This window comes from Saccharopolyspora sp. MMCC62, from assembly GCF_057736575.1.
Genome location: NZ_JBYKCM010000007.1, coordinates 145,541 through 167,685 on the forward strand (window position 1 = coordinate 145,541; position 22,145 = coordinate 167,685).

8 protein-coding genes are annotated in these 22,145 nt (G+C 73.2%); 2 read left to right on the forward strand and 6 right to left on the reverse strand.

What is annotated here, in order from left to right; genetic code table 11:
- Positions 1 to 11: 11 nt before the first annotated feature.
- From AC29IT_RS17840 to fabD, 4 genes are all read right to left on the reverse strand, one after another.
- Complete coding sequence (locus AC29IT_RS17840) at positions 12 to 9,791, reverse strand: SDR family NAD(P)-dependent oxidoreductase (RefSeq protein ID WP_488219500.1); 9,780 nt, start codon at positions 9,789 to 9,791, stop codon at positions 12 to 14.
- Positions 9,792 to 9,900: 109 nt separating this feature from the next.
- Positions 9,901 to 11,868, reverse strand: coding sequence for an asparagine synthase (glutamine-hydrolyzing) (gene asnB / locus AC29IT_RS17845; protein ID WP_488219501.1), 1,968 nt, complete (start codon positions 11,866 to 11,868; stop codon positions 9,901 to 9,903).
- A gap of 4 nt (positions 11,869 to 11,872) precedes the next feature.
- Entirely contained in the window at positions 11,873 to 12,127 is a 255-nt protein-coding gene (locus tag AC29IT_RS17850; protein WP_358440479.1) for an acyl carrier protein, read from the reverse strand.
- A 45-nt stretch (positions 12,128 to 12,172) separates the two neighbouring features.
- Complete coding sequence (gene fabD / locus AC29IT_RS17855) at positions 12,173 to 13,729, reverse strand: ACP S-malonyltransferase (RefSeq protein WP_488219502.1); 1,557 nt, start codon at positions 13,727 to 13,729, stop codon at positions 12,173 to 12,175.
- Positions 13,730 to 15,009: 1,280 nt separating this feature from the next.
- Between fabD and AC29IT_RS17860 the strand changes: the two genes are divergently transcribed.
- On the forward strand, positions 15,010 to 16,128 hold the full coding sequence (locus tag AC29IT_RS17860; RefSeq protein ID WP_488219503.1) for a type I-E CRISPR-associated protein Cas7/Cse4/CasC: 1,119 nt from the start codon (positions 15,010 to 15,012) through the stop codon (positions 16,126 to 16,128).
- 194 nt (positions 16,129 to 16,322) lie between these two features.
- Here the strand turns inward: AC29IT_RS17860 and AC29IT_RS17865 are convergent, their stop codons facing one another.
- Positions 16,323 to 16,952: a TetR/AcrR family transcriptional regulator gene (locus AC29IT_RS17865; protein ID WP_358440487.1), complete on the reverse strand. Its 630-nt coding sequence runs from the start codon at positions 16,950 to 16,952 to the stop codon at positions 16,323 to 16,325.
- A 112-nt stretch (positions 16,953 to 17,064) separates the two neighbouring features.
- Between AC29IT_RS17865 and AC29IT_RS17870 the strand changes: the two genes are divergently transcribed.
- On the forward strand, positions 17,065 to 17,697 hold the full coding sequence (locus AC29IT_RS17870) for an MSMEG_1061 family FMN-dependent PPOX-type flavoprotein (RefSeq protein ID WP_488219504.1): 633 nt from the start codon (positions 17,065 to 17,067) through the stop codon (positions 17,695 to 17,697).
- Between the two features lie 39 nt (positions 17,698 to 17,736).
- Here AC29IT_RS17870 and AC29IT_RS17875 read toward each other — a convergent pair whose 3' ends face one another.
- Positions 17,737 to 21,927: a tetratricopeptide repeat protein gene (locus tag AC29IT_RS17875; protein ID WP_488219505.1), complete on the reverse strand. Its 4,191-nt coding sequence runs from the start codon at positions 21,925 to 21,927 to the stop codon at positions 17,737 to 17,739.
- Positions 21,928 to 22,145 lie beyond the last annotated feature (218 nt).

Here is a 22,145-nt window from a genome sequence, read left to right on the forward strand (position 1 = left end):
CGGGCTCGTGGTCAGGCATCGCTGAGGGCGTCCGGTCCGAGGCGGTCGTCGAGGACCGCGTCCAGCAGCGCCGCGTAGGCACCGGTGTCGAACCCGGGCGTCGGGGATCGCCCTTCCACCACCGGAGTTTCCTCCCCGCGCCCTGCGGTTTTCCGCACAACCGAATCGGTTCCCGGCCGCGCACCGCGGTTTTCCCGGTCGTTCCGGTGGTTTCCGGGTGCGGATTCCGGTACCCAGTAGCGCTCGCGGGCGAACGGGTAGCCCGGCAACCGCACCACGCCGGTGCCCGCCGGATGCAGCACGGACCAGTCCACATCGGACCCGCCGCACCACAGCCGCACGACCTCGTCGAGCCGCCCGTCCCGCAGCGCGCGGGCGACCTCCGGGGAGTGCGCGGTCCCGCGCCGCACGCCGGTGCCGCGGGAGCGCGGGACACCGCCCGCGTGCAGCCCGGTGGTGTCCCCGGCCAGGTAGCGGTCCAGGGCTCCGAGCACCTCGTCGACGCTGTCCGCGACCAGGCCGAGCCGCCGTTCCATCGCCTCCCGGCCCACCTGCAGGGTGTGCGCGAGGTCCGGCAGCGGCGTGGCCGGGGCGGCTCGGAGGTGGTCCCGCAGCCGCTGCGCGCTCACCCGCAGCCGCTGGTCGTCGCGGGCGGACAGCAGCACGGCCTGCGGTCCGCCGTCGCCCGGGGCGTGTCGCGGGCGCGGCGGTGCTTCGAGGACGACGTGCGCGTTGGCACCGCCGAACCCGAAGCTGCTCACCCCGGCCCGCAACGGCCACGCGCGTCCGCTCGGGTCGGTGCGCGGTTCCCACGCCTGCCCGCGCCGCACCACCTCGAACTCGCCGCCGGACAGCGGCAGGTGCGGGTTGAGCCGGTCGCAGTGCAGCGTCGGCGGGAGTTCCCGGTGCCGCATCGCCAGCAGCACCTTGAGCACCCCGGCCAGGCCCGCCGCCGACTCGGCGTGGCCGATGTTGGTCTTCACCGAGCCCAGCGCCCACGGCCGCCCGTCCGGGCCGGGTCCGCCGAGCTCGCGGTAGGCGCCGGCGAGCGCGGTGACCTCCACCGGGTCGCCGAGGGCGGTGCCGGTGCCGTGCGCTTCGACGTAGCCGATGCTGCCGGGCGCCAGCTCGCCCATCGCCTCCCGCACCAGCGCGGCCTGCGCGCCGCCGTTCGGCGCGGTGAGCGATCCGGCGCGGCCGCCGTGGTTCACCGCGCTGCCGCGCACCACGCCCCAGATCGCATCGCCGTCGCGGACGGCGGCGTCCAGCGGTTTGAGCAGCACCACCGCGACGCCCTCGGAGCGCACGTAGCCGTCGGCGTCCGCGGCGAACGTCTTGCACCGGCCGTCCGGGCTGAGCATCCCGGTCTGCTGGGTGGCGGCGAAGGTGTCCACGCTGAGCAGCAGGTTCACCCCGCCGGCGAGCGCCATCGCGCAGCGCCCGGACCGGACGTCCTGCACCGCGCGGTGCAGCGCGACCAGCGAGCTGGAGCAGGCGGTGTCCACCGGTTCGCTGGGTCCGTGCACGTCCAGCACGAACGAGATCCGGTTGGCCAGCACGGAATGCGCGTTGCCGGTGGACGTGTAGCCCTCCGGTGCGACGCCGCTGGCGTTGAGCAGCTGGTGGTAGTCGTTGCCGGACACCCCGAAGTAGACGCCGGTGCTCTCCGGCAGCCGCGTCGGGGCGTAGCCGCCGTCCTCCAGCGCCGCCCACACCGCCTCCAGCGCGAGCCGCTGCTGCGGGTCCATCAGCTCGGCTTCGAGGCGGGACAGGTTGAAGAAGTCCGCGTCGAACCGGTCCACGTCGGTGAGCTGCCCGGCGAACTTCGGGAATTCGGTGCGGGCCACGGTGCCCGCGTAGCGCTCGTCGAACCGGTCGCCCGGGTAGGGGGTGATGAGGTCGTCCCCGGCGCGCAGCCGCTGCCAGAACTCGTCGAGGTCGGCGGATCCGGGGAAGCGGCCTGCCGCACCGACGATGGCCACCGCGTCCGATGTGGACTCGGCCGCGGGCCGCGGCGGGGTCTCGACCACGGGTGCGGAAGGTGCCGAAGGTGTCACGGGTGCCGCGGGTGCGGGGTCCGGCGCGGGCCGCGCTCCCGCCAGGTCCGGCCACCGCTCGCGGAGGTGCTCGGCGAGGCTCCGGATGTTCGGGCATTCGAAGAACACCGCGGGGCTCAGCTCCACGCCCAGCAGGCCGTTGAGCTCGGCGGAGAGCTTGGCGAGGGTGATGGATTCGAAGCCGTAGGCGTGGAAGTGGGTGTCGGCGTCGATCTCGGCGAGGTCGAACTTCAGCTGGTCGGCGACGGTTTCCCGCAGCGCTCGCACCAGCCGGGCCTCGCGGTCCGATGTGGACCCGACCGCATCGGAGAGGCCAGCAGGACCAGGGCTTGCAGGATCGGGAACCCCAGAACCGGAGACCCCAGAGCCGGAGAGTCCAGAGCCGGAGAGTCCAGAACCGGTGAGTCCAAAACCGGAATCCGCGGTTCCGGAGCCCACCGGGCTCCGGACCGCAGCACCGGTGGCGGCAGCGCCGTCCCCGATCGCCGACCCGTCGAGATCCGGCACCACCGCGGACGCGGCCGGTGCCGGGGTCACCGCGACCGCGGACCCGCGCAGCGATCCCGGCAGCGCGCCGGTCCCGAACTCGGCCCGCTCGATCCGGCCCAGCACCTGCCCGCGCTCGTCGGCGAGGTCGATCCGGAACTCGGCGTCGGCGAGCCGGTCCAGCAGCACGACCCGCGTGCGGTCCAGGTCGGCGCCGTGCAGCGCCGCGACCCGCAGCACCGCCGCATCAGGCCTGCCGAGCACGTGCTGCACCCCCTGCAGCACCCCGGCCAGCACCCACGCCGGGACGTGCACGTGCCGCTTGTGCGGGTCCTGGCAGGCCGCCGGTTCGCCGACGCGCACCAGCACCCTGCCGTCGTCGAGCCGGGCCAGGCCGTCGACGCTGCGCGAGTACGGCCGCGCGTCGAGGCCCGCTTCGGCGAGCACCGCGTAGAACCCGTCCTGGTCGACCTCGTCCGGCACGTCCGGAATCCGTTGCGCCGCAACCCGTTCAGCGACGGCGGAGTCGGTTTCGACGGTGGCGGCGAACCGCAACGTGCCGTCGGCGTGCCACAGCTCCACCCGGTGCGCCCCGGCCGAGCGGCCGAGACGCCATTCCAGGGCCTCGGTCTCGTCGGCGGGCGCGGGCAGCTCCGCCCACTCGGCGTCGCGGACTCGCAGCGGGCCGGTGATCCCGGCGACGACGGCGAAGGCCAGCGCGCCGTCCAGCAGCGCCATCGTGGCGTACCGGCGCTTGCGGCCCGCGGTGTGCACGTAGTCGAGCAGTTCGTCACCGCGCGGTGTGAGCCCGTAGCGGACTCCGCGCAGGTCGGACCGGTTCTCCCCCACCCACGGGTGGGCGCGGCGGGTGAACGCCAGCGGCCGCAGCACGCTCGGCGCGTCGTCGAACTCGGGGTACCAGCAGCTGACCCGCTCGAAGGGGTAGGCGGGCAGCGAGAGCTTCGCGGGCCGGGTGCCCAGCGGCCACAACCGGTCCCAGTCCACGGCGGCGCCCTGCGACCAGTGCCGGGCGAGCCCGGTGAGGTCGCGGTCGGCGACGGCCTGCTCGACGGTGGCGGCGTTCGCCGCGCGCCGCTGCCGCAGCGTGCTCACGACGTACTGCACGCCTTCGGGGAGCACCGGAGCGTCGGCGGTGAAGTCCACTTCGGACAGCGCGCTGAGCAGCTCCAGCGCGTGCCGCAGGTCGGTGGCGACGAACGCCACCCGGCAGGGCAGCTCGTTCTTGCCCGTCTGCAACCCGTAGGCCAGCGCGTCGAGCCCGGGCCGCGCGGACTCCAGGTGCGCGCGCAGGTCGCCGAGCACGGTGCGCAGCGCCTGCGGCGTCATCGCGGAGCACACCAGCAGCTGCGGCCGCCCGCTGTCCGGGGCGGCGACCACCCGGCCGTCGTGCTCCTCCACCACCAGGTGGACGTTGATGCCACCGGCTCCGATCGAGGTGACCCCGGCGCGGCGCGGCACCTGCTCACCGCGCACCACCGGCCGCTGCCACTCGGCGCGTTCCCGCTGCACCGCGAACGGCGTCGCGGTGAAGTCGATCGCGGGGCTCAGCGTCTCGGAGTGCAGCGACGGTGCCAGGGTGCGGTGCCGCAGCTGCAGCAGCACCTTCGTCAGCCCCACCAGCCCGGAGCCGGACAGCAGGTGCGCCACGTTCGACTTCACCGAGCCCAGCGCGCAGAACCCGGTGTCGCCGGTGTCCCGGCCGAACGCGAGGCTCGCGCCCTTGATCTCGATCGGATCGCCCAGCGAGGTCGCCGAGCCGTGGCCCTCCAGGTAGCTGATGGTGCGGGCGTCCACGTCGGCGTCGTCCAGCGCGCGTTCGATGGCGCGGGCCTGCTGCTGCGGGCTGGGCACGGTGAACCCGTTGCGCACGCCCGCGTTGGTGAGCCCGCTGCCCTTGATCACGCCGTACACGTGGTCGCCGTCGGCGACGGCCTCGCCGAGAGGTTTGAGCACCACCGCGCCGACGCCCTCGCCGAGGATGGTGCCGTCCGCGCCGAGCCCGTAGCTGCGCACCACGTCCGCGGACTTGGTGGTGAAGTGCGCCTGCGAGGTGGAGATCAGGTCGTAGGGGTGCAGCATCAGGTTGATGCCGCCGACCACCACCATCCGGGTCTCGCCGTCGCGCAGCAGCCGCACCGCCTGGTGCACGCACGCCGACGACGAGGCGCACATGGTGTCCACGAACACCGACGGGCCGGTGAACCCGTAGTGGTAGGACAGCATGTTCGCCATCACGCCGACTTCGCTGCCGCTGGTGGTGGTGCCGCGCTGCAGCATGTTCTGGAAGCCGTAGTAGGCGTAGCTGTTGTTCATCGAGCCGACGAGCACGCCCACGTCGCCGTCGTAGCGGCGGCGCAGCGTCTCCCGCGAGTACCCGGCGTCCTCCAGCGCGGTCACCCCGGCCTGCAGGAACAGCCGCACCTCCGGGGACATGATCTCGGCGTTGCGCTGGGAGATGTTGAAGTAGCGCGGGTCGAACGCGTCCACGTCGCGCAGGAAGGTGCCGGTGCGCACGACGGTCTTGCCGAGCACGTCGCGCTCGTCGAAGTGGATGTCGCCGTGCCGCCACCGGGAGGCGGGCACGGTCTCGAAGCTGTGCCTGCCCTCGCTGAGCAGGTCCCAGAACTCTTCGAGGGTGTCGGCGCCCGGGTAGCGACCTGCCATGCCGACGACGGCGATGTCGTGCCGGTCGGGGTCCTGGCGGGGGTCGGCGGGGCGCGGGGTCGTGGTGGCGGCCGACGTCCCGGCTACGGCGGAAGTTCCAGCGGCAGGCGAACTCCCGATAGCAGCCGGGATCGCGGCAGCCGGGGTCGCGGCAGCCGAAACCCCGGCAGCGGCCAGTACCGCAGCAGCCGAAGTCGCTGCTGCGGTCGGGGCGCCCGGAATCGTGGTGCCGGTAGCCGCGACCGCCGGCTCCGGAACCGGACTCCCCTTCGGCCCAGCGCCATTCGTCCCCGCAGCGGCGACCTCGCCCGGTGACTCCACAGTGGACTCCATCGGCGCCACGAGTTCCAGCAACCGCTCCCGGTGCTCGGCGACGAAGTACTCCGCCACCCCGCGCAGGTCCACGTGCTCGAAGAACAGCGTCTTCGGCAGCGACCCGAACGAGTCCTCCAAGGTGCTGGTGAGGTCGACGATCGCGATGGAGTCGATGCCGTAGTGCTCCAGCTTCTCGTCCGCCAGGATGCCGTCCGGGTCCTGCCGGGTGACCTTCGCGAACACCTCGCGCAGGAAGTCCTGGGCGCGTTCGGCCAGTTCGGCGTCGTCGAGCTCGGCGACCGGCGCCGCCACCGCGTTCGGCACCGGGGTCGCAGGTCTCGGGTCCGCCGCGACCGGCCGGTCCAGCCCCGCGTACACCCGCAGCTTGGCGCGCTCGCCGTGCAGCACGACCCGCCGCACCGGTGACCCGGCGCGCAGCGCCCGCTCGATCGCGGCCAGCCCGACCTCGGTGGGCAGCGGCACGGTGCCGGTGCGCTTGCGCAGGTAGGCGGCGGTGGCCGCGTCCATCCGCATCCCGCCGTCGGCCCACAGCGGCCAGTCCAGCACCCGTGTCTCGGCGCCCGCGGCCTGCCGTTGCAGGGCGATCGCGTCGAGGTGGGCGTTGGCGGCGGCGTAGTCGGCTTGCGCGGCGCTGCCGAAGGCGCCCGCGACGGAACCGAACAGCAGCAGGAAGTCCAGGTCGAGGTCGCGGGTGGCCGCCGTGAGGTGCGCGGTGCCGTCGACCTTGGGGGCGAGCACGGCGGCGGTGCTCGCGAGGGGTTTGGTGGCGAGGTAGCCGTCGTCGAGCACCCCGGCCGCGTGGAACACGCCGTCGAGGCGCCCGTGCCCGGCGCGGATGGCGTCCACCGCGGCCCGCACGCTCGCCGCGTCGGTGACGTCCGCGCGCACGTGGTGCACCCGCTCGTGCGGCGGGGGCGACCCCTGCTCGGAGCGGCCGCTGACCACGACGGTCGCCGCGTACCGGGTGCAGAGGTGCTCGGCGAGCAGCCGTCCGATGCCCCCGGTGCCGCCGGTGATCCAGTAGACCCCGCCGGTGCGCAGCAGGCTCTCCCCCGGCTCCCCGGCCGGGATCTCGGTGGTCTCGTGGCGCAGGCGGCGCCCGTCGCGGGTGTGCGCGACCTCGGCGTCCTCGGTGGCGGCTTCGGCGTGCACGGCGCGTTCGAAGCGGGCCGCGTCGCGCGGGTCGAAGCCGTCGAGGAGCACCAGCGTGCCGCGGAAGGCGGGGTTCTCCAGCCGCGCGGTCTTGAGCAGCGCCGCCAGCGGCCCGAACACCGGCGAGTCCGGTTCGCCGGGTGCGACCACCAGCACCCGGCCCTTGCCGAGGCGTTGCAGGTGGGCGTAGCAGCTCTCGAACGCGGCGCGCATCGCGGCGGCGTCGGTGGCACCGGTGGGCACCGGCAGCGGCAGCACGTCGGCGCCGAGCCGGGCGGCGCTCGCGGGCACCAGGTCGTCGTCCAGGGCGGCGTTGAGCACCACCACCGGACCCGCGGGCCCATCCGATGTGGACGGTGCTTCGACCCAGTTCCCGGTGACCTCCAGCAGATCCTGCCCGGGTTCCGCGGCCGGTTCGCCACCGAGCGAGCGGGCGGTGTAGCCGGTGAACCGGACGCACAGCCTGCCGGCGTCGTCGTACAGGTCCACGTCGACCTTGCCGCGCCCGCGCGCGCCAGCGGCCGGGCGCAGCCACGCGTGCGCGGTGGCGGGGGTCGCGGCGGGTGCCGCCAGTTCGTCCAGCGCGAACGGCACCGCGGGTGCCGACGGTGCCCGCCAATCGCCGTCGCCGCCGACGGCGAGCGCGGCGAGCAGCGCGCTGTCCAGGACCGCGGGTTGCAGCACGGGGCCGGCGGCGGTCGCGGCGGGCAGCCGCAGTTCCGCCAGCACCCCGTCCGGCCCGGTGCGCACCGCCGTCAGCGCCCGCAGCGCGGGCCCGTGCTCGATGCCGCTGGCCCGCAGCGCCGCGTACCCGGCGTCGGCCGCGAGCTCCCGGGGATGCCGCGCGCGCAGCTCGGCGAGGTCCACCGGTTCCGCCGCGAGGTCACCGGGTTCGACGCGGCCGCTCGCGTACGGCTCGCCCGCCGGGTTGACGAGTTCGTAGTCGTGCCCATCGCCGGCGGCGGTCAGCCGCAGCCGCGCGTCCAGGCCGTCCGGGCCGACGGCCAGCGGGCGGATCCACACCGCGTTGCGCACCCGCGGCGTCCGGTGACCCGCGGCGCGCGCGGCGGCCAGCACCAGGTCCAGCACGGCCACGCCCGGCACGATGCGGGTGCCACCGACGACGTGGTCGCGCACGTAGCCCTGGGTGTCGTCGAAGCGCACCGGGAAGCTCCAGCCGTCGCCGGAGCGCTCCCCGGTACCCAATGCGGTGGTCTCGGGCACCGCCGGGACCGGGGTTTCGGCGGGGCGCGGGCTCAGGTTGGACGGCGCGGTGGGCGTGAACCAGTGCGGGGTGCGGGCGAACGCGTAACCCGGCAGGTGCAGCCGCCGCCCCTGCTCCGGCCACTGCGCCCAGTCCACCGGCAGCCCGGTGGCCCAGGCGGCGGCGAACTTCCGGTACCGGCCCTGCTCCAGCCACCGCGCGCCGAGCTCCCCGAGGTCCTCGGCGTCCAGCCCGGCGGGCACGTCCTCGCCCGCGCGGCCGCGCTCGCACCCGGCGGTCACCTCCCCGGCGGCGACGGATTCCAGCTGGTCCGCCCAGGTCTCCAGGTCGACGGCGCGGAACGCGGCGCGTTCGGCCATCGGTACCCGGCCGTCGCGCAGGGTGCGGGCGACGTCGGCGAGCGCGGGGCGCTCGCCCCGTTCGATCCGCTGCCGCACCCAGCTCGCGAGCGCGGCGCAGCTCTCCCGCAGCCGCTGCTCGTCGCGCGCGGACACCGGCAGCCACTGCTCGCCGGGCACCTCCTCGTCGGCGGGCACGTCCGCGCCGGATTCGAGCAGCACGTGCGCGTTGGTGCCGCCGAAGCCGAACGAGCTCACCCCCGCGCGCAGCGGTCCGGGCCCGTCCCAGTCGGCGAGCTCGTCGACGACGTGCAGCGGGCTGCCCGCGAGCTTGATCAGCGGGTTGAGCTTGCGGAAGTGCACCGTCTCCGGCAGCTGCCGGTGCCGCATCGCGAGGATCACCTTGAGCATCCCGGCGATGCCCGCGGCACCTTCGAGGTGCCCGATGTTGGTCTTCACGGATCCGACGCCGCAGCGGTGCTCGGCGGGCGCCTCGGCACCGTCGCGCAGGTCCGCGAACGCCTTCTTCAGCCCGCGGATCTCGATCGGGTCGCCGACCGGGGTGCCCGGGCCGTGCGTCTCCACGTAGCTGACCGTCTCCGGCGCGATGCCCGCCCGCCGGTAGATGCCGCTGATCAGCTGGGCCTGCGCGTCCGGGTTGGTCACGGTCAGCGAGCTGGTGCGCCCGCCGTGGTTGCTGCCGATGCCCTTGATCACCGCGTGCACCGGGTCGCCGTCGCGGCGCGCGTCCGCGGCCCGCTTGAGCAGCACCACGCCGCCGCCCTCGCCGCGCACGTACCCGTTGGCGCCCGCGTCGAACGCGCGGCACTTCCCGTCCGGGGAGAGCATCCCGGCCTTGGCGAACGCGATGAAGTGCCGCGCCGACCAGGTCAGGTTCACCCCGCCCGCCAGCGCGTACTCGCAGTCCCCGGCCAGCAGCGCCTGCACGCCCTGCTGCACCGCGACCAGCGAGCTGGCGCAGGCGGTGTCGTTGACGACGCTGGGCCCGCGGAAGTCGAAGTGGTGCGAGACGCGGTTCGCGATGATCGCGTAGGCCGCGCCCGTCGGGTAGTAGGCGTCGACCTCGGCGACCTCCTGCTCGACGAGCTCCGCGTAGTCCCAGTGGCACACGCCCATGAACACGCCGGTCGCCGAGCCCGCGAGCCGGTCCGCGCGGTACCCGGCGTCCTCCACGGCGTGCCAGCTGAGTTCGAGGGCCATCCGCTGCTGCGGGTCCATGGATTGCGCTTCGCGCGGGGAGATCTGGAAGAACTCGGCGTCGAAGCAGTCCACGTCGTCGACGAACCCGCCCCAGGCGCTGCTGGTCTTGTTGAACTCGCGGCGCGGGTCGCCGAGGTGGTCCTCCTTGCGCCAGCGCCGCTCCGGCACCTCGCTGATCAGCGAGCGGCCCGCCGCCAGGTGCCCCCAGAACTCGTCCATCGTCCGCGAGCCGGGCAGGCGCAGCGAGGTGCCGATGATGGCGATGTCGTGGTCATCGGTTCCGTGGTCCATCGAAGTCTTCTCCGTCTCAGCACCGGTGCCGCTGCGGCCCGCGTCGGCTCGTCCGGCCGTGGTCGTGGTCGTCCCGCGCGCCCGGCCGGGGGCGCGCGGGATTCGGAGGTCAGGCGGCCGCGCAGCTGCGTTCGTCGACGACCCGCAGCGGCACCCGCAGCGGGTTCCGGTTCAGGCCGTGCCCGCGCACGAACCAGTGGTGCAGCCACACCGTGGATGCCAGGAACACGAACGCCTGGTTCTCCTTGGTCCCGATGCGCTCCGGCGGGGCGTCGTAGACGCGGTTGACGAACTTGCGCACGAATCGCGCGTCCAGGGCGGGGATCTCGCCGAGCACGTCCGGGTCCAGCAGCAGGTCCCGGTAGTCGGGGCGGGAACGGACGAACACCGCGGAATCCGGTGCGCGGTAGGGGAACTTGCCCTTCTTCACGATGCGTTCCGGCAACACGTCCGCGTAAGCCTGCTTCAGCAGGTACTTCTCGTCGTAGGGGTCGCCGAAGCGCCCGTTGACCGAGGCCGCGCGGGCCACCACTGCCGGGTCGAGGAACGGGCAGCGGTTCTCCACGCCGTGCGCCAGCGCCATCCGCTCGCCCTGGGTGGACAGCAGGTAGCCGGCCAGCAGGGTGCGGAACTCCAGCCACTGCGCCTTCTGCACCGGTGCCAGCTCCGCGTAGCCGGGTTCCTCGGCGACGAGCCGCTCCACCGCGGCCAGCGGGTCGCCGGGCGCGGCGAGCAGCCGGGACGCGAAGCGCCCGTTCTGGAACCGCATCTGGTGCGAGAACAGGCCGGGCCGCTGCTCGGTGGAGAACTGCTGGTAGAGCCCCAGCATCCGGCGCTGCTCGTCGGCGCCGTTGAAGTGCGCCAGGTACGGGTAGAGCCGCCCCATCCGCTCCCGGCGGGTCTCGTCGTCGAGCGCGTCCCACTCGGACAGCAGCCGGGTGTCCTTGAAGATGCCGTAGCCGAGGAACGCCTCGTCGGCGCCTTCGCCGCTGAGCACCACCTTGATGCCGTCGCGCCGGACCTGCCGGGACAGCAGGTGCATCGGCACGAACGCGGTGCGGAACGCGGGGACTTCGGCGTGCCGGACGGCGTCGGGGAACGCCTCGGCGACGTCGTCGTCGGTGACGCGCAGCTTCGAGTGCCGGGTGCCGAGGTGCGCGGTGAGCTCGTCCTGCTCGGCGGACTCGTCGAACTCGGCGTCCTCGAACTCGATCGAGAACGTCCGAAGTGGACGGTCGGTGCGGCGGGCGGCGAGGTGCGCGATGATCGAGGAGTCGAGGCCGCCGGAGGCGTACACCCCGACCTCCACGTCGCTGCGCAGCCGCACGTCCACGGCGCGCTCCAGGTCGCCGCGCACCAGTTCCACGGCTTCCTGCTCCGATCCGGGCGCCGGGCCGGGAGTGAGGTCCAGCGGCGCCCACCGGCCGCGCCGCTCCTCGTCGCCGCGCACCGACAGGTACTCGCCCATCGGGATCTGCTCGATCCCGCGGTAGGCGCTCTGCGCGGGCAGCGGCGTCCAGGTCGCGTAGATGGAGGCCAGCTGGTCCGGGTCGAACTCGAAGCGGAACCCCGGGTACGCCAGGAACGCCTTCATCTCGGAGGCGAACAGCAGCGCGCCGTCGTGCCGGGCCACGAACAGCGGCCGCTTGCCGTACCGGTCGCGGGCCAGGTGCAGCTCATCGGTGACCGCGTCGTGGACGGCGAACGCGAACGCCCCGTTGAACTTCGGCAGGCAGTCCGGACCCCACTCCGCCCAGGCGTGCAGCACCACCTCGGTGTCGGATTCGGTGCGGAACGCGACGCCGCGGGCGAGCAGTTCGGCGCGCAGCTCCCGGTAGTTGTAGAGCTCGCCGTTGTAGCACAGCCGGAAGCGCCGGTCCGCGCTGAGCACGGGCTGCTGGCCGCTGGCGAGGTCGATGATGCTCAGCCGCACCGTGCCCATCGCGAGCCGGTCGTCGAGCAGGCAGCCCGCCTCGTCCGGGCCGCGGTGCTCGATCTGGGCGAGCATGTCGTGCATCAGGTCCGCGTACTCCTGCGGAGGGCGCGGGCTGCCGTAGAACCCGGCGATGCCGCACATGCCGTCACCGGCTCTCGAGCGCCCGCTCGCGGGCACCCTCGACGAAGGCCGCGATGCCGTTGAGCGACACCATGACGTTGCCGAGCAGCTCGTCCTCCTCGAACTGCACCCCGTAGCGCTCCTCGATGTGCGCCATCAGCGAGATGTAGCCGAAGGAGTCGAGGATGCCCGCCTTGAACAGGTCGGTGTCCTCGGTGATCTCGGCGTCGAACTCGAACAGGAACTGCTCTTCGAGGTGGTCCTTCAACTCGTCCTTCATCGCGGTCCTCCGCATCGTCGTCGTGGTCTTCCCGGCACCGGCCCGCTAGGCGGCGAACGCGGAACCGGCGATCCGGGCCAGTGCGGGCCACTGGTCCCGGATGAAGAAGTGGTCGCCGGGGAACCGGTGGGTGCGCAGCGGCCGGGTGCTCTCCCGCTGCCAGGCGCCGATGTCGTCCCCGGTGAACCACTCGTCCTCGCCGCTGAGCGCGGTGATGGGCACGTCCAGCGGTGGCACCCGCGGGTGCCGGTAGGCGCCGAGCGCGGTGAAGTCGGCGCGCAGGATTCGCTCGTAGAACGCCAGCAGGTCCTCGTGCTCGCGCAGTTCGGCGGGCAGCCCGCCCAGCCGGTCCAGGTGCGCCCAGAACTCGGCGGTGGGCAGCCGCCAGGTGTCGCGCTCCCGGCTGGGGATCGACGGGCCGCTCTCGCCGGAGACGATCAGGTGCGCGGGCGCGGGCAGCCCTTCCTCCCGGATCCGGTGGCACAGCAGGAAGGCGAGCCGCGCGCCGAGGCTGTGCCCGTACAGCGCGTACGGTTCGCCGAGCCGGTTCCGCAGCTGCGCCAGCAGGTCTTCGACGATCTCGCCGGGGTCGGTGCGCAGCGGTTCGGAGATCCGCGCGCCGTGCCCGGGCCGTTCCAGCACGGCCACGTCCAGGTCGGTGTGCTCGGCCAGCCCGGCGTAGGCGCGTTCGTCACCGCCCGCGTAGGCGACGCAGAACAACCGGGGCCGCGGCTCGGCGGCCTCGGGCGTGGCATCGATCTGGCGGACCATGCGGGTCAGCACCTGCGAGTCGCCGACCTCGCGGCACCCGTCCAGCGTCGTGCGCCGCAGCAGGTAGCGGACGCTGTCGAGCCAGCGCACCGAACCGGCGATCTGCTCGCTGAGGGTGGCGGCCACGTCCTGGTCGGCGTACGGGCGGGCGGTGAGGTTGGCGATGACGGTGGCGCGCAGCGGCGCGAACCGGAATCCCTTGAGGAACGCGGCGAATTCGTCGCGGGCCGGCGCCATGTGCCGGGAGTGGAAGGCGGCGGAGACCTTCAACCGGGTGACCCGCACGTCCCGTTCGCCGAGGGCCTGCTGCGCGCGGTCGATCCGCTCCCGGTCGCCGGAGAGCACCAGCTGCGCGGCGGTGTTGATGTTCGCGAGGTCCAGGTCGGCGAGGTCGTGCTCGGCGAGCAGCGCGCGCAGCTCGGCGCGCGGGACGCCCAGCACGGCGAGCATCGCGCCGCCGTCGGCTCGGGACATCAGCTCGCCGCGCTTGCGCACCAGCTTCAGGCCGGTCTCGAAGTCGAAGGCGCCGGCCGCGTGCAGCGCGTTGTACTCGCCGAGGCTGTGCCCGAGCAGGAAGTCCGCCGCCGGCTCCCCGTGTTCCAGCGAGTCCAGGTAGGACAGCGCGTTCACCGCGTACAGCGCGGGCTGGGTGTAGCGGGTGTCGTCGAGGCGCCCGTCCGGGTTCTGCGCGCACAGCGCGGGCAGGTCGTAGCCGAGGACGTCGCAGGCGCGGGCGGTGAGCTCGGGGTGGCGTTCGAAGAGCTCGGCGCCCATCCCGGTGCGCTGCGATCCCTGGCCGGGGAACAGCACCGTGCGCGCGGCCGTGCTCACGCCGCCCCCGCCGCGTGGTCCCGGTGCACCGGCTCGGCTGTTCGCATCACGCGCCTCCTGAATGAGCGATAACCCCGCTCGGGATCAATCTGGAGACCACGCTAGAGACGCCGTGGAACCGCTCGCAATCTTCAGAACCACCATTCCGGCACGTCTAAGGAAATCACCAGGCGCGCGATCTAGGGAAATCACCAGCAACCTCGCCGAATCGCCCGGTATTCCCTGGTTCGCCGGGGGCGCCGGCGTTCCGGACCGCCACCACCAGCGGGAACCGGTTCGCGGGTGCTTTCCCCGCCGAACGCGATCCGGCTCGACGGGCGGCCGCCGCCGCGGTATCGCGACGCGGCGCAGCGCACGCCGAACGACCGAACCGGAAGGAGATCCACGTGCGAGAACACGGCTTTCCGACGCCGTTTCCCGGATGCTGCCGCCCGCACCCGCACGAACGCGCGGACCGGCTCGCGGCGCATTCCGCACGACACCATTCACCGCGGCGGATCGATGCGAGAATCGCACCGGCCCGCTGGACCGATCCCAGGACCACGACAACCCGACCGGCGGTCGGCGCAATTGCCGATGAATCGCCGTTCCGAACCCGCACCAGTGCTGACATCGCACATTTATCGGCCGCAATTACTTTCGATCCCGGGACCAGAAGAACGTGCGGACGAGACCAGCGGGCCGAATGGAGTCGTCCCGGGCTCGGCCGAACGGACCTGGCGAACGGGAAATGAAGATCACAAGGAGTTCCGGCAGCGAGACCATTCCGTTCCGGTAATTGCCGCCACCGGCCATCGTCGCAGGACGCGCTCCCCGCGACGCTCGGTCATCCGATGTTCCCGGCACCAGTGAGCCATGATTCCCGCAGGTCACGGCGCTGCGAGGGGCCCGTTGGCAGCGCGAGCCGGGCTTGCTACCGTCGATCGAGGTCGCATTCCGGAACGCACTCAGCGAGGAGTGCACCAGGTTCGCCGCTTCGCCGAGCGGAAGAACCGATGACCCCACCGGCCGCAGGAGCGACGCGACCCGCAGCACTCCGCCAGCCGATGGTCCCCGACTCCCCGTCGCACCCCTTCCTGCCCGGAGGAAAGCCAGTGAGTTCCGGCCTGCTGGACGAGCCGCCGCACGGCCCGCCCGCAACGCTCCCCGGCACCACCGCGGCACGGGTCCGGACCCACGAACTGCCCGTCCCCGCGCACGATCGGTGCGCCCGTCCGACCCGCGCGGTGGTTCGCGACGCCTGCCGCGCTCCCGCGAGCCCACTCCCGGAGGAACGTCCCATGATCGTGGAATTGCACCTGCTCCACTCCGTCCCGGCCACCGAGCTCGGCGGGGACGAGGCGGACCGCCCCCGGCACGCCACCTTCGGCAACGTCACCCGGGAGCAGCTCCCCGCCCGCTACCTGCGCCGGTCGGTCCGCGACCTGCTGGCCGAGCAGGACCTGCCCCTCGCCGACGCCGGGATCTCCACCCGGGAGCTGATCGCCGAGGCGGGCCGCTGGATCGACGCGGCGAGCTGCGCCGACGAACCCGGCGCGGACACCGAGGAGCTGGTGCGGGAGGCGTTCTACGAGCTCGGCCTCGGCCTCGACGGCGGCGACCTGACCCGCTCGGTGGTGTTCACCGCCGAACGCGCCGGCGAGCGCCTCGCCCGGTTCTGCCTGGAGAACCGGGAGGAGTACGCCGACCGCGCGACCCGCCGCAAGAAGATCATCGCCAACGCGGAGAGCCCCGAGCAGGCGCGGCAGGACGAACTGCTGCTGGCCAACGTGAAGACCGCCGCCCAGCAGCGGGAGGCCGCAGCGCGGGTGCTCGCGCCCCGGCAGGCGATCGACGTCGCGCTGTTCGGCGGCGATCCGTCCACCGCGGAGGACTTCACCGCCGAACCGGCCTGCGAGATCGCGGACGCGCTGTCCACGCACTCCGCCGACACCGCCGCCGAACCCGGCCGGGCCACCGAACTCGCCGCGGCCTGCTACTACCGCTACGCGCGCCTGGACCTGGCGAAGCTCACCGCCAACCTCGGCGGGAACCGCGAGCAGGCCGACCGCGCTGCGAACGCCTGGCTGCGGGCGCTGGTGCACGCCGTCCCCGACGCGCGGCCGAATCCGACCGCGGCTCGCACCCTGCCGGAAGTGGTGCTGGCCGTGGTGCGCGAGCACGGCTCGTGGAACCTGATCAACGCGTTCCTGGACCCGATCACCGGCGCCGACCCGGTGACCGGCTCGGCCCGGCGGCTGGTGGAGTACTTCGGCCAGGTCCGCGCCTTCTACGGCACCGGCGAGATCCGCGAGGTGCTCGGCGCCTCGGTCACCGGCGAACTCCCCCTGGAGCGCGGCCAGCAGCCCACCACCCTCGACGAGCTCACCGCCCGAGCGGTCACCGCGGCGCTGGGCTGATTCCGGGGGCCCGCACTGCGGCACGGGGCTGATCCGTGGGCTCGGGCTGACCCCGACGGCGCCGCACCGCAGCGCGGGGCTGATCCGCGGGAGAGGGCTGACCCCGACGGCGGCTCAACGCGGCACCAGGTCCCTCCACCGCGCCGGGCTACCCCGGCGACCCCTCACCACAGCGCCGAACCGACCCCGGCCCCTCACCGCAGCGGTCCGCCGGTGAGGTAGCGGGTGAGCATCGTGGTCAGCTCGTCCTCGAAGCGGGGGACGTCGATCGGGTCGGCCGAAGAGATCAGCTGGTGCACCACGAGTTCCACTGTGGACACAACGAGCCGGGCCGCGGTCCGCGGATCGCCGACCCGCACCTCCGGGTGCCGTTCGATCAGCTCGCGAGCGCGAGCGACGTGTTCCCGCTCCAGCCGCTCGATCTTCTCCAGCAGGGCCTGCGAACGCGGCGCCTGCTCGAACATGACGCGCAGCAGCTTCGGATCGTCCAGGTGGTTCTCGATGGCGGCCCGCACGAACCCGCGCACCGCCTCTTCCACCGTGGCGGGCTGCTGCGCGGCCAGGTGGGCGCGGGTCGCCGCGATGCCGTCGTCGAGGTGCTTGGTCAGCAGTTCCACCAGGATCGCGTCCTTGTTCGGGAAGTACTGGTACAGCGAGCCGATCGAGATCCGCGCCCGCTCCGCGATCCGGTTCGTGGTGCCCGCCGCGTAGCCGTGCTCGGTGAAAACATGAGCAGCCGCGGTGAGGATGCGTTCCCTGGTGAGCTCCGCGCGCACCTGGCGCGGCGTCTTCCGAGGTCGCAGACGTCGTTCTCCGGAGCTCACGGAACCTCCCTGGGCCGGCGCGAAAGCGAGTGGCGCGCGAACCGAACAATTGCTCATAATCATGGCACGACCTGCGAAGACATCGCCACCACCGCTGCGGAAGGAGCCCCGGATGACGCTCGCCGGCACCCGGCCACGACGAGTACCGATGGCGGAGCTGCGCGCTCGGCTCGGCGAACCCGACGACGTGGTGAAGGCCCTCAAGGGCGGCGACCGGGTCGACGCGCACGCGCACCGGTTCATCGCGCACTCCCCGTACCTGTCGATGTCCACTTCGGACGCGCAGGGGCGCGCCGACTGCTCCCCGCGCGGCGACTACCCCGGTTTCGTGAAGGTCCTCGACGACCGCACGCTCGCCATCCCGGACCGGCCCGGCAACAAGATCGCGGACTCGTTCCGGAACCTCGCCGAGAACGACGGGATCGGCCTGCTGTTCCTGGTGCCCGGCGTGGTGGAGGTGCTGCGCATCAACGGGAGCGGCTACCCCACCGATGATCCGGACGTGCTCGCCCGGATGCGCGTGGAGGGCAAGGAGGCGATGTTCGCGATCATCGTCGAGGTGGAGCAGGTGTTCTTCCACTGCGGCCGGGCCCTGCTGCGCTCCCGGCTCTGGAACCCGGAAAGCCAATCCCTCGCGGCGGAAATCCCCTCCCCCGGCGAGATCGCCGCCGCCCAATCCGGCCTCGACATCGACCCCGCCCACCTGGAGCACGAACTCCAGGAGGGCTACCGGAAGCTCTACTGATGCGAGGAGCGGCCCACCCGGGGCGGGTGGGCCGCTCCGCTAGTCGGCTCGGAGCATCCGGCGTTCGCGCACGGCTTCGGTGACGGGATGGCGCGCGCCGTAGACGCGCTCGTGGTCGGCCAGCACCCAGTCGAGCAGTGCGGCGGCGCCCGCCACATCGCCGCTGTCCCCGAGCGAGAGGGCGGCCAGTTCCCTGGTGCGCAGCGCGTCGGGATCGTCGGGTCCGGCGGTCGCGGCCCAGCCGAGCGCGGTCTCGCGGTACAGCTGTGCTGCGGCCGCCGCCTCCCCACCTCGAGCGCACCAGTAGGCGAGCCGCTCGTGCGCGGCGAGCTCCTGCGCGGTGCGCGGACGCGGGCGCGGGCGCGGGTACGTCTGGACCGGGATTCCCCGCGCGGCGGCCAGCGACGCAGCGCCTGCCACGTCGCCGCTGTTGCCTCGGTGCTCCACGACGACGGACCAGGCGTCGAGCGCCCGCAGGTGCGTCGCTCCGAACAACGCGGTGCTCCGCTCCGCCCAGTCTTCGAACGCCTGCACCGCCTCGGCTCGGTCACCGGCAGCATCGAGGTTGATCGCGATGGACAGGCTGTGGTGCGCGATCTCGTTCCGATCAGGGAAGCTGCTCCGCCCCTTCGAGTCGAGGACTCGGCGGTGCACCTCGGCTGCCGCGGCGTGGTTCCCGTTGCGGGCGTGCCAGTACGCGAGCCGGTCGAGCAACCGGATCACGTTCCGGTTACGGGCGCCGAGCAAGTCCTCCGCCACTGCGGTCGCTTCCAGGAGAGCCGACGCCGCTCCGGCGGGATCCCCGGCCAATCCGTGCCATTCGGCCGCGACGCCTCGGGCGACCACGGCGTTGCCCGGGCCGCGATCGACCTCCAGTGCGGCGACGACCCCGTCGAGCGTGGCGGCCGCAGCGGCAGCGCTGCCAGGGGTCCCGCGGGTTCCCGGCGCGGGCTCGTCGAGGTCCGGGTGGTCCGGACCGAACGCGTCCACCCGGACCACCGCGAGTTCGTCGAATTCTGCAATCGCACGGCGCGGATCGCCGGCCGCGGCCCACATCTCCGCCAGGTCCCGGCGCACGCGCAGCGTGTCCGGGTGCGCCGCGCCGAGCACCCGTGTCGCGTCCCGTTCGAGCAATTTGAGGTCCGCCACCGCCGCCGCGGGGTCCGATGCCGCGCCGCAGATCGCCCGCAGGTGCCGGACGTCCACTGTCTCCGGGTGGTCCGGGCCCGCGATGCTGTTGAGCCTGATCACCAGTTCGTCGTACGTGCGCCGGGCCGCGGCGAAGTCACCCGCGGCGGCCCACGATTGCGCGGCCGAGTCCGCGGCCCAGATCGTGCTGGACGCGATCGGGCCGTAAACCCGCGCGTGGTCGGCCGCGAGCGCCGCGTACTGCTCCGCTGCGCCGACCGCATCTCCGTTCGCGCGGCGCCACGTCGCCAGCGCCCCGTCCACGCCCAGCTTCGTCGGATCGTCGGCGTCGAGTGCGCGCGCGCAGTCCACGGCGAGCTCCTCGGCGAGTTCCACCGCGCCCGCGGCATCCCCGGCCCAGCCGGTCCAGTCCACCAGTGCGTAGCGGGTGCGTAGCACGTCCGGGTGATCCACCGCCTGGAAGGCGAGCTGTGCGTCCCGCACGCGCCGGTACTCCGCCGCGGCCGCCGCCGGATCTCCGCCCCAACCGCGGAACTGCGCGATGCTCTGGTGGTACGGCGTCCGCCGCGGATCGTGTTCGTCGTACGCGGCGCAGACGTCGTCGAACAGTGCGGCGCTGGTCCGCACCGCCTCCTCGGATCGGCCCGCGGCGGACTGCCACCAGGCCAGCTCGCCGCGGAGTTCGAACGAGGCCGTCCCCGCCCAGTCGGCCTCGGCGGCGAGCCGCTCGGCCAGCGCGGTCAACCGGTCCGCCGCGGCGTGCGGGTCGCCGTTCTCCCCGAGCCGCACGGCCGCCTTCCGCTCGACGTGCACGGTCTGCACGTGCGCGGGGCCGACGGTGCGGGTGAGGTCGAACGCCAGCTGGTCGAGTTCCTGCTGCCCTCCCACCGGATCGCCGCACCAGCCTCGGAGATCCGCCGCGTAGTCGCGGGCCGCGAACGTCTGGTGGTGTTCCGTGCCGCATTCGCGCTCCAGCTCCCGGATCAGCTCCTGCTGCGCGGCGAGCGAGCCCGCGTGGTCACCCGACGCGCACCGCAACCCCGCGATCTCCTGGGCCGCGAACACCGAATCGGCGTGCGCCGCGCCCAGCGCGCCGCGCAGCACCGGCAGCAGGCCGTCGAACTCCACCAGCGCGCCGGTGGTGTCGAACACCTCCCGGAGCCGGGCGGCGTGCAGCCGAGCTCGCAGCGTGTCGGGGGCCGAGTGGCCGAGCGCGCGGGTGCGGTCGACGACCACCCGCGCCAGCAGCTCCAGGTTCTCCGCCGGATCTCCTCCCGGCACGCCCGCGAGGTCTTCGCGGCAGTCCGCAGTGACCGGATGTTCCGCGCCGAGTGCCGCTTCCGCCCGGCTGATCAGCTCGCTGAGCTCCGCCCGCGCCCGGTCCGGGTCCCCGTGGGTGAGCACGCCGATCCGGTGGCGGTGCACCTGAATTTCGGTCGCGCCCGGATCATCGGATTCCGGTGCTCGTTCGCTCAGCAGCGCGTCCCATTCGCCCTGCGCCGCCGCGGCATCGCCCAGCTCGTGCCGACGCCTCGCCACGTCCAGGGAAGCCGCGACGGTGTCCGGATGCCCGGGCCCGAGCCGACGTGACCGGGAGTCGCGGGCGTGCGCGGCGACCTCCACCGCTGCGGCGGCGGCACCGAGTCCGTCGAGGACGTCGAGCAGCGCCTCCCGGCATTCGACGGTCTGGTCGTGGTCCGGTCCGGGTTCGATGTTCGCTGCGGTCAACGCCGATTCCAGGGCGGCACGAGTGGCTTCCGGATCACGATCTCGTTCCGCGTCCGCCATGGTGCGGAGCAGCTTCGCCGAGAGGTCGTCGGGGCCGCGCAGGTCGGTGCACCGCGTCGCCATCCGGCGGAGGAAGTCCGCCTGAGCGGCGCCGAGCCCGTGGTCCCCGAGGCTCTGCACCACTTCCCCGACGGCGTCGTGCACCTCGGGCCGGATCAGGTGGTCGCCGAGACCGAGCAGGAACGCGATGTTGGCCCGGAACATCCGATGCCCGGCGGCGTCCGCGTCGGCGACGATCTCGACGAGGCCGTCGGCGATCGTGGTGACGACCGGGCCTCGCTCCGCCTCCGGCAGGTCCTCCCACCGGACGCGGCGCGTACCCCGGTAGCACCGGATGATGTCTTGCTTCTCGGTGAGCAGCTCCAGGTCGCGCAGGACGCGGAGTGCCGCCGACACGTCGTTCGGGCTCGGGTCCACATCGGAGTCCTGGCGCAGGTAGCGCAGCACGGGCTCGCTGGTGATGAGTTCGACCGGGACCCCGTGGTCGTCGGTGGCGGACAGGAGGTCCGCCAGCCGGCTCGCGAGCGGATCCGTGCGGCTCGCGAGCGCGAGCGCGCTGCGCGTGGGGAAGGCGCTCGGCGAGCCGCCTTCGGCCTGGAACCGCTCGAAGTACTCCTGGTGGCCGATCGGGTTCTGCCGGAGGTAGGCGGCGATCATCGCGAGGGCGAGCGGGTCGTCGCCCCACGTCCGGGAGACGGCCGACATGTCGTCGCTCGTACCGCCGGTTCCCCTCGCCGTCAGGTGTCGCTCCGGATCGATCGGCCCGGGCAGCTCGATCGCCGTGACGTCGGGCAGCACCTCGGCGATCTCGTCCGGCCCGATCCGCGACGTGGCGAACACTCGACCACCCGCAGGCGGGACCAGTCCTTCGAGGACCTCCGGGCTCGCGATGTCGTGCAACACCACCACCCAGCAGCAAGCGGATGCCGCCAGGTGCTCCAGGAAGCGCACGGCATCCCGCTCCGGGCCACGACCGGAGCGCAGCCCCAGTTTCGCCGCCGCCATCGCGTAGGTGGACAGGATCGATTCGCGCGATCCGGCCTCCACCCACACCAGCAGGTCCACCTTGCCGGTTATCCAGGCTCGCTCCACCTGATCGACGACGGTGGCGGTCTTCCCGAATCCGTCGCCGTGGAACAGCGTCGTCCCCGCGGCCAGGAGTCCCGGCTCGTCCACCGCGACCATCGGCACGTACCCGGCAGCTTCCGGTGGCACCGCGCCCACTCGCAGCCAGCGGTCCACTTCGAGAACATTCGCGCGCGCGTCCATCATCTCGCCCAACACCACACCCACCGGTCGTTCGGAACCCGGTCGATCTTGCCAATCGCCGCCCCGGCTCGGGGTGCGAACCCGCACGGGGAGACGCATGCCACGGTGAGCTCCGCGGGTCGGAGGCTGATCCGCTCGCGCTGAAGGCGCCGGGACGGTGGTACCGGAAGCTGTCCTGACCCGGGCACATCACCCTGCCGACGGCCCCGCCCCGCACGCGCGCGGCCTTGCCCGGGCCGAGA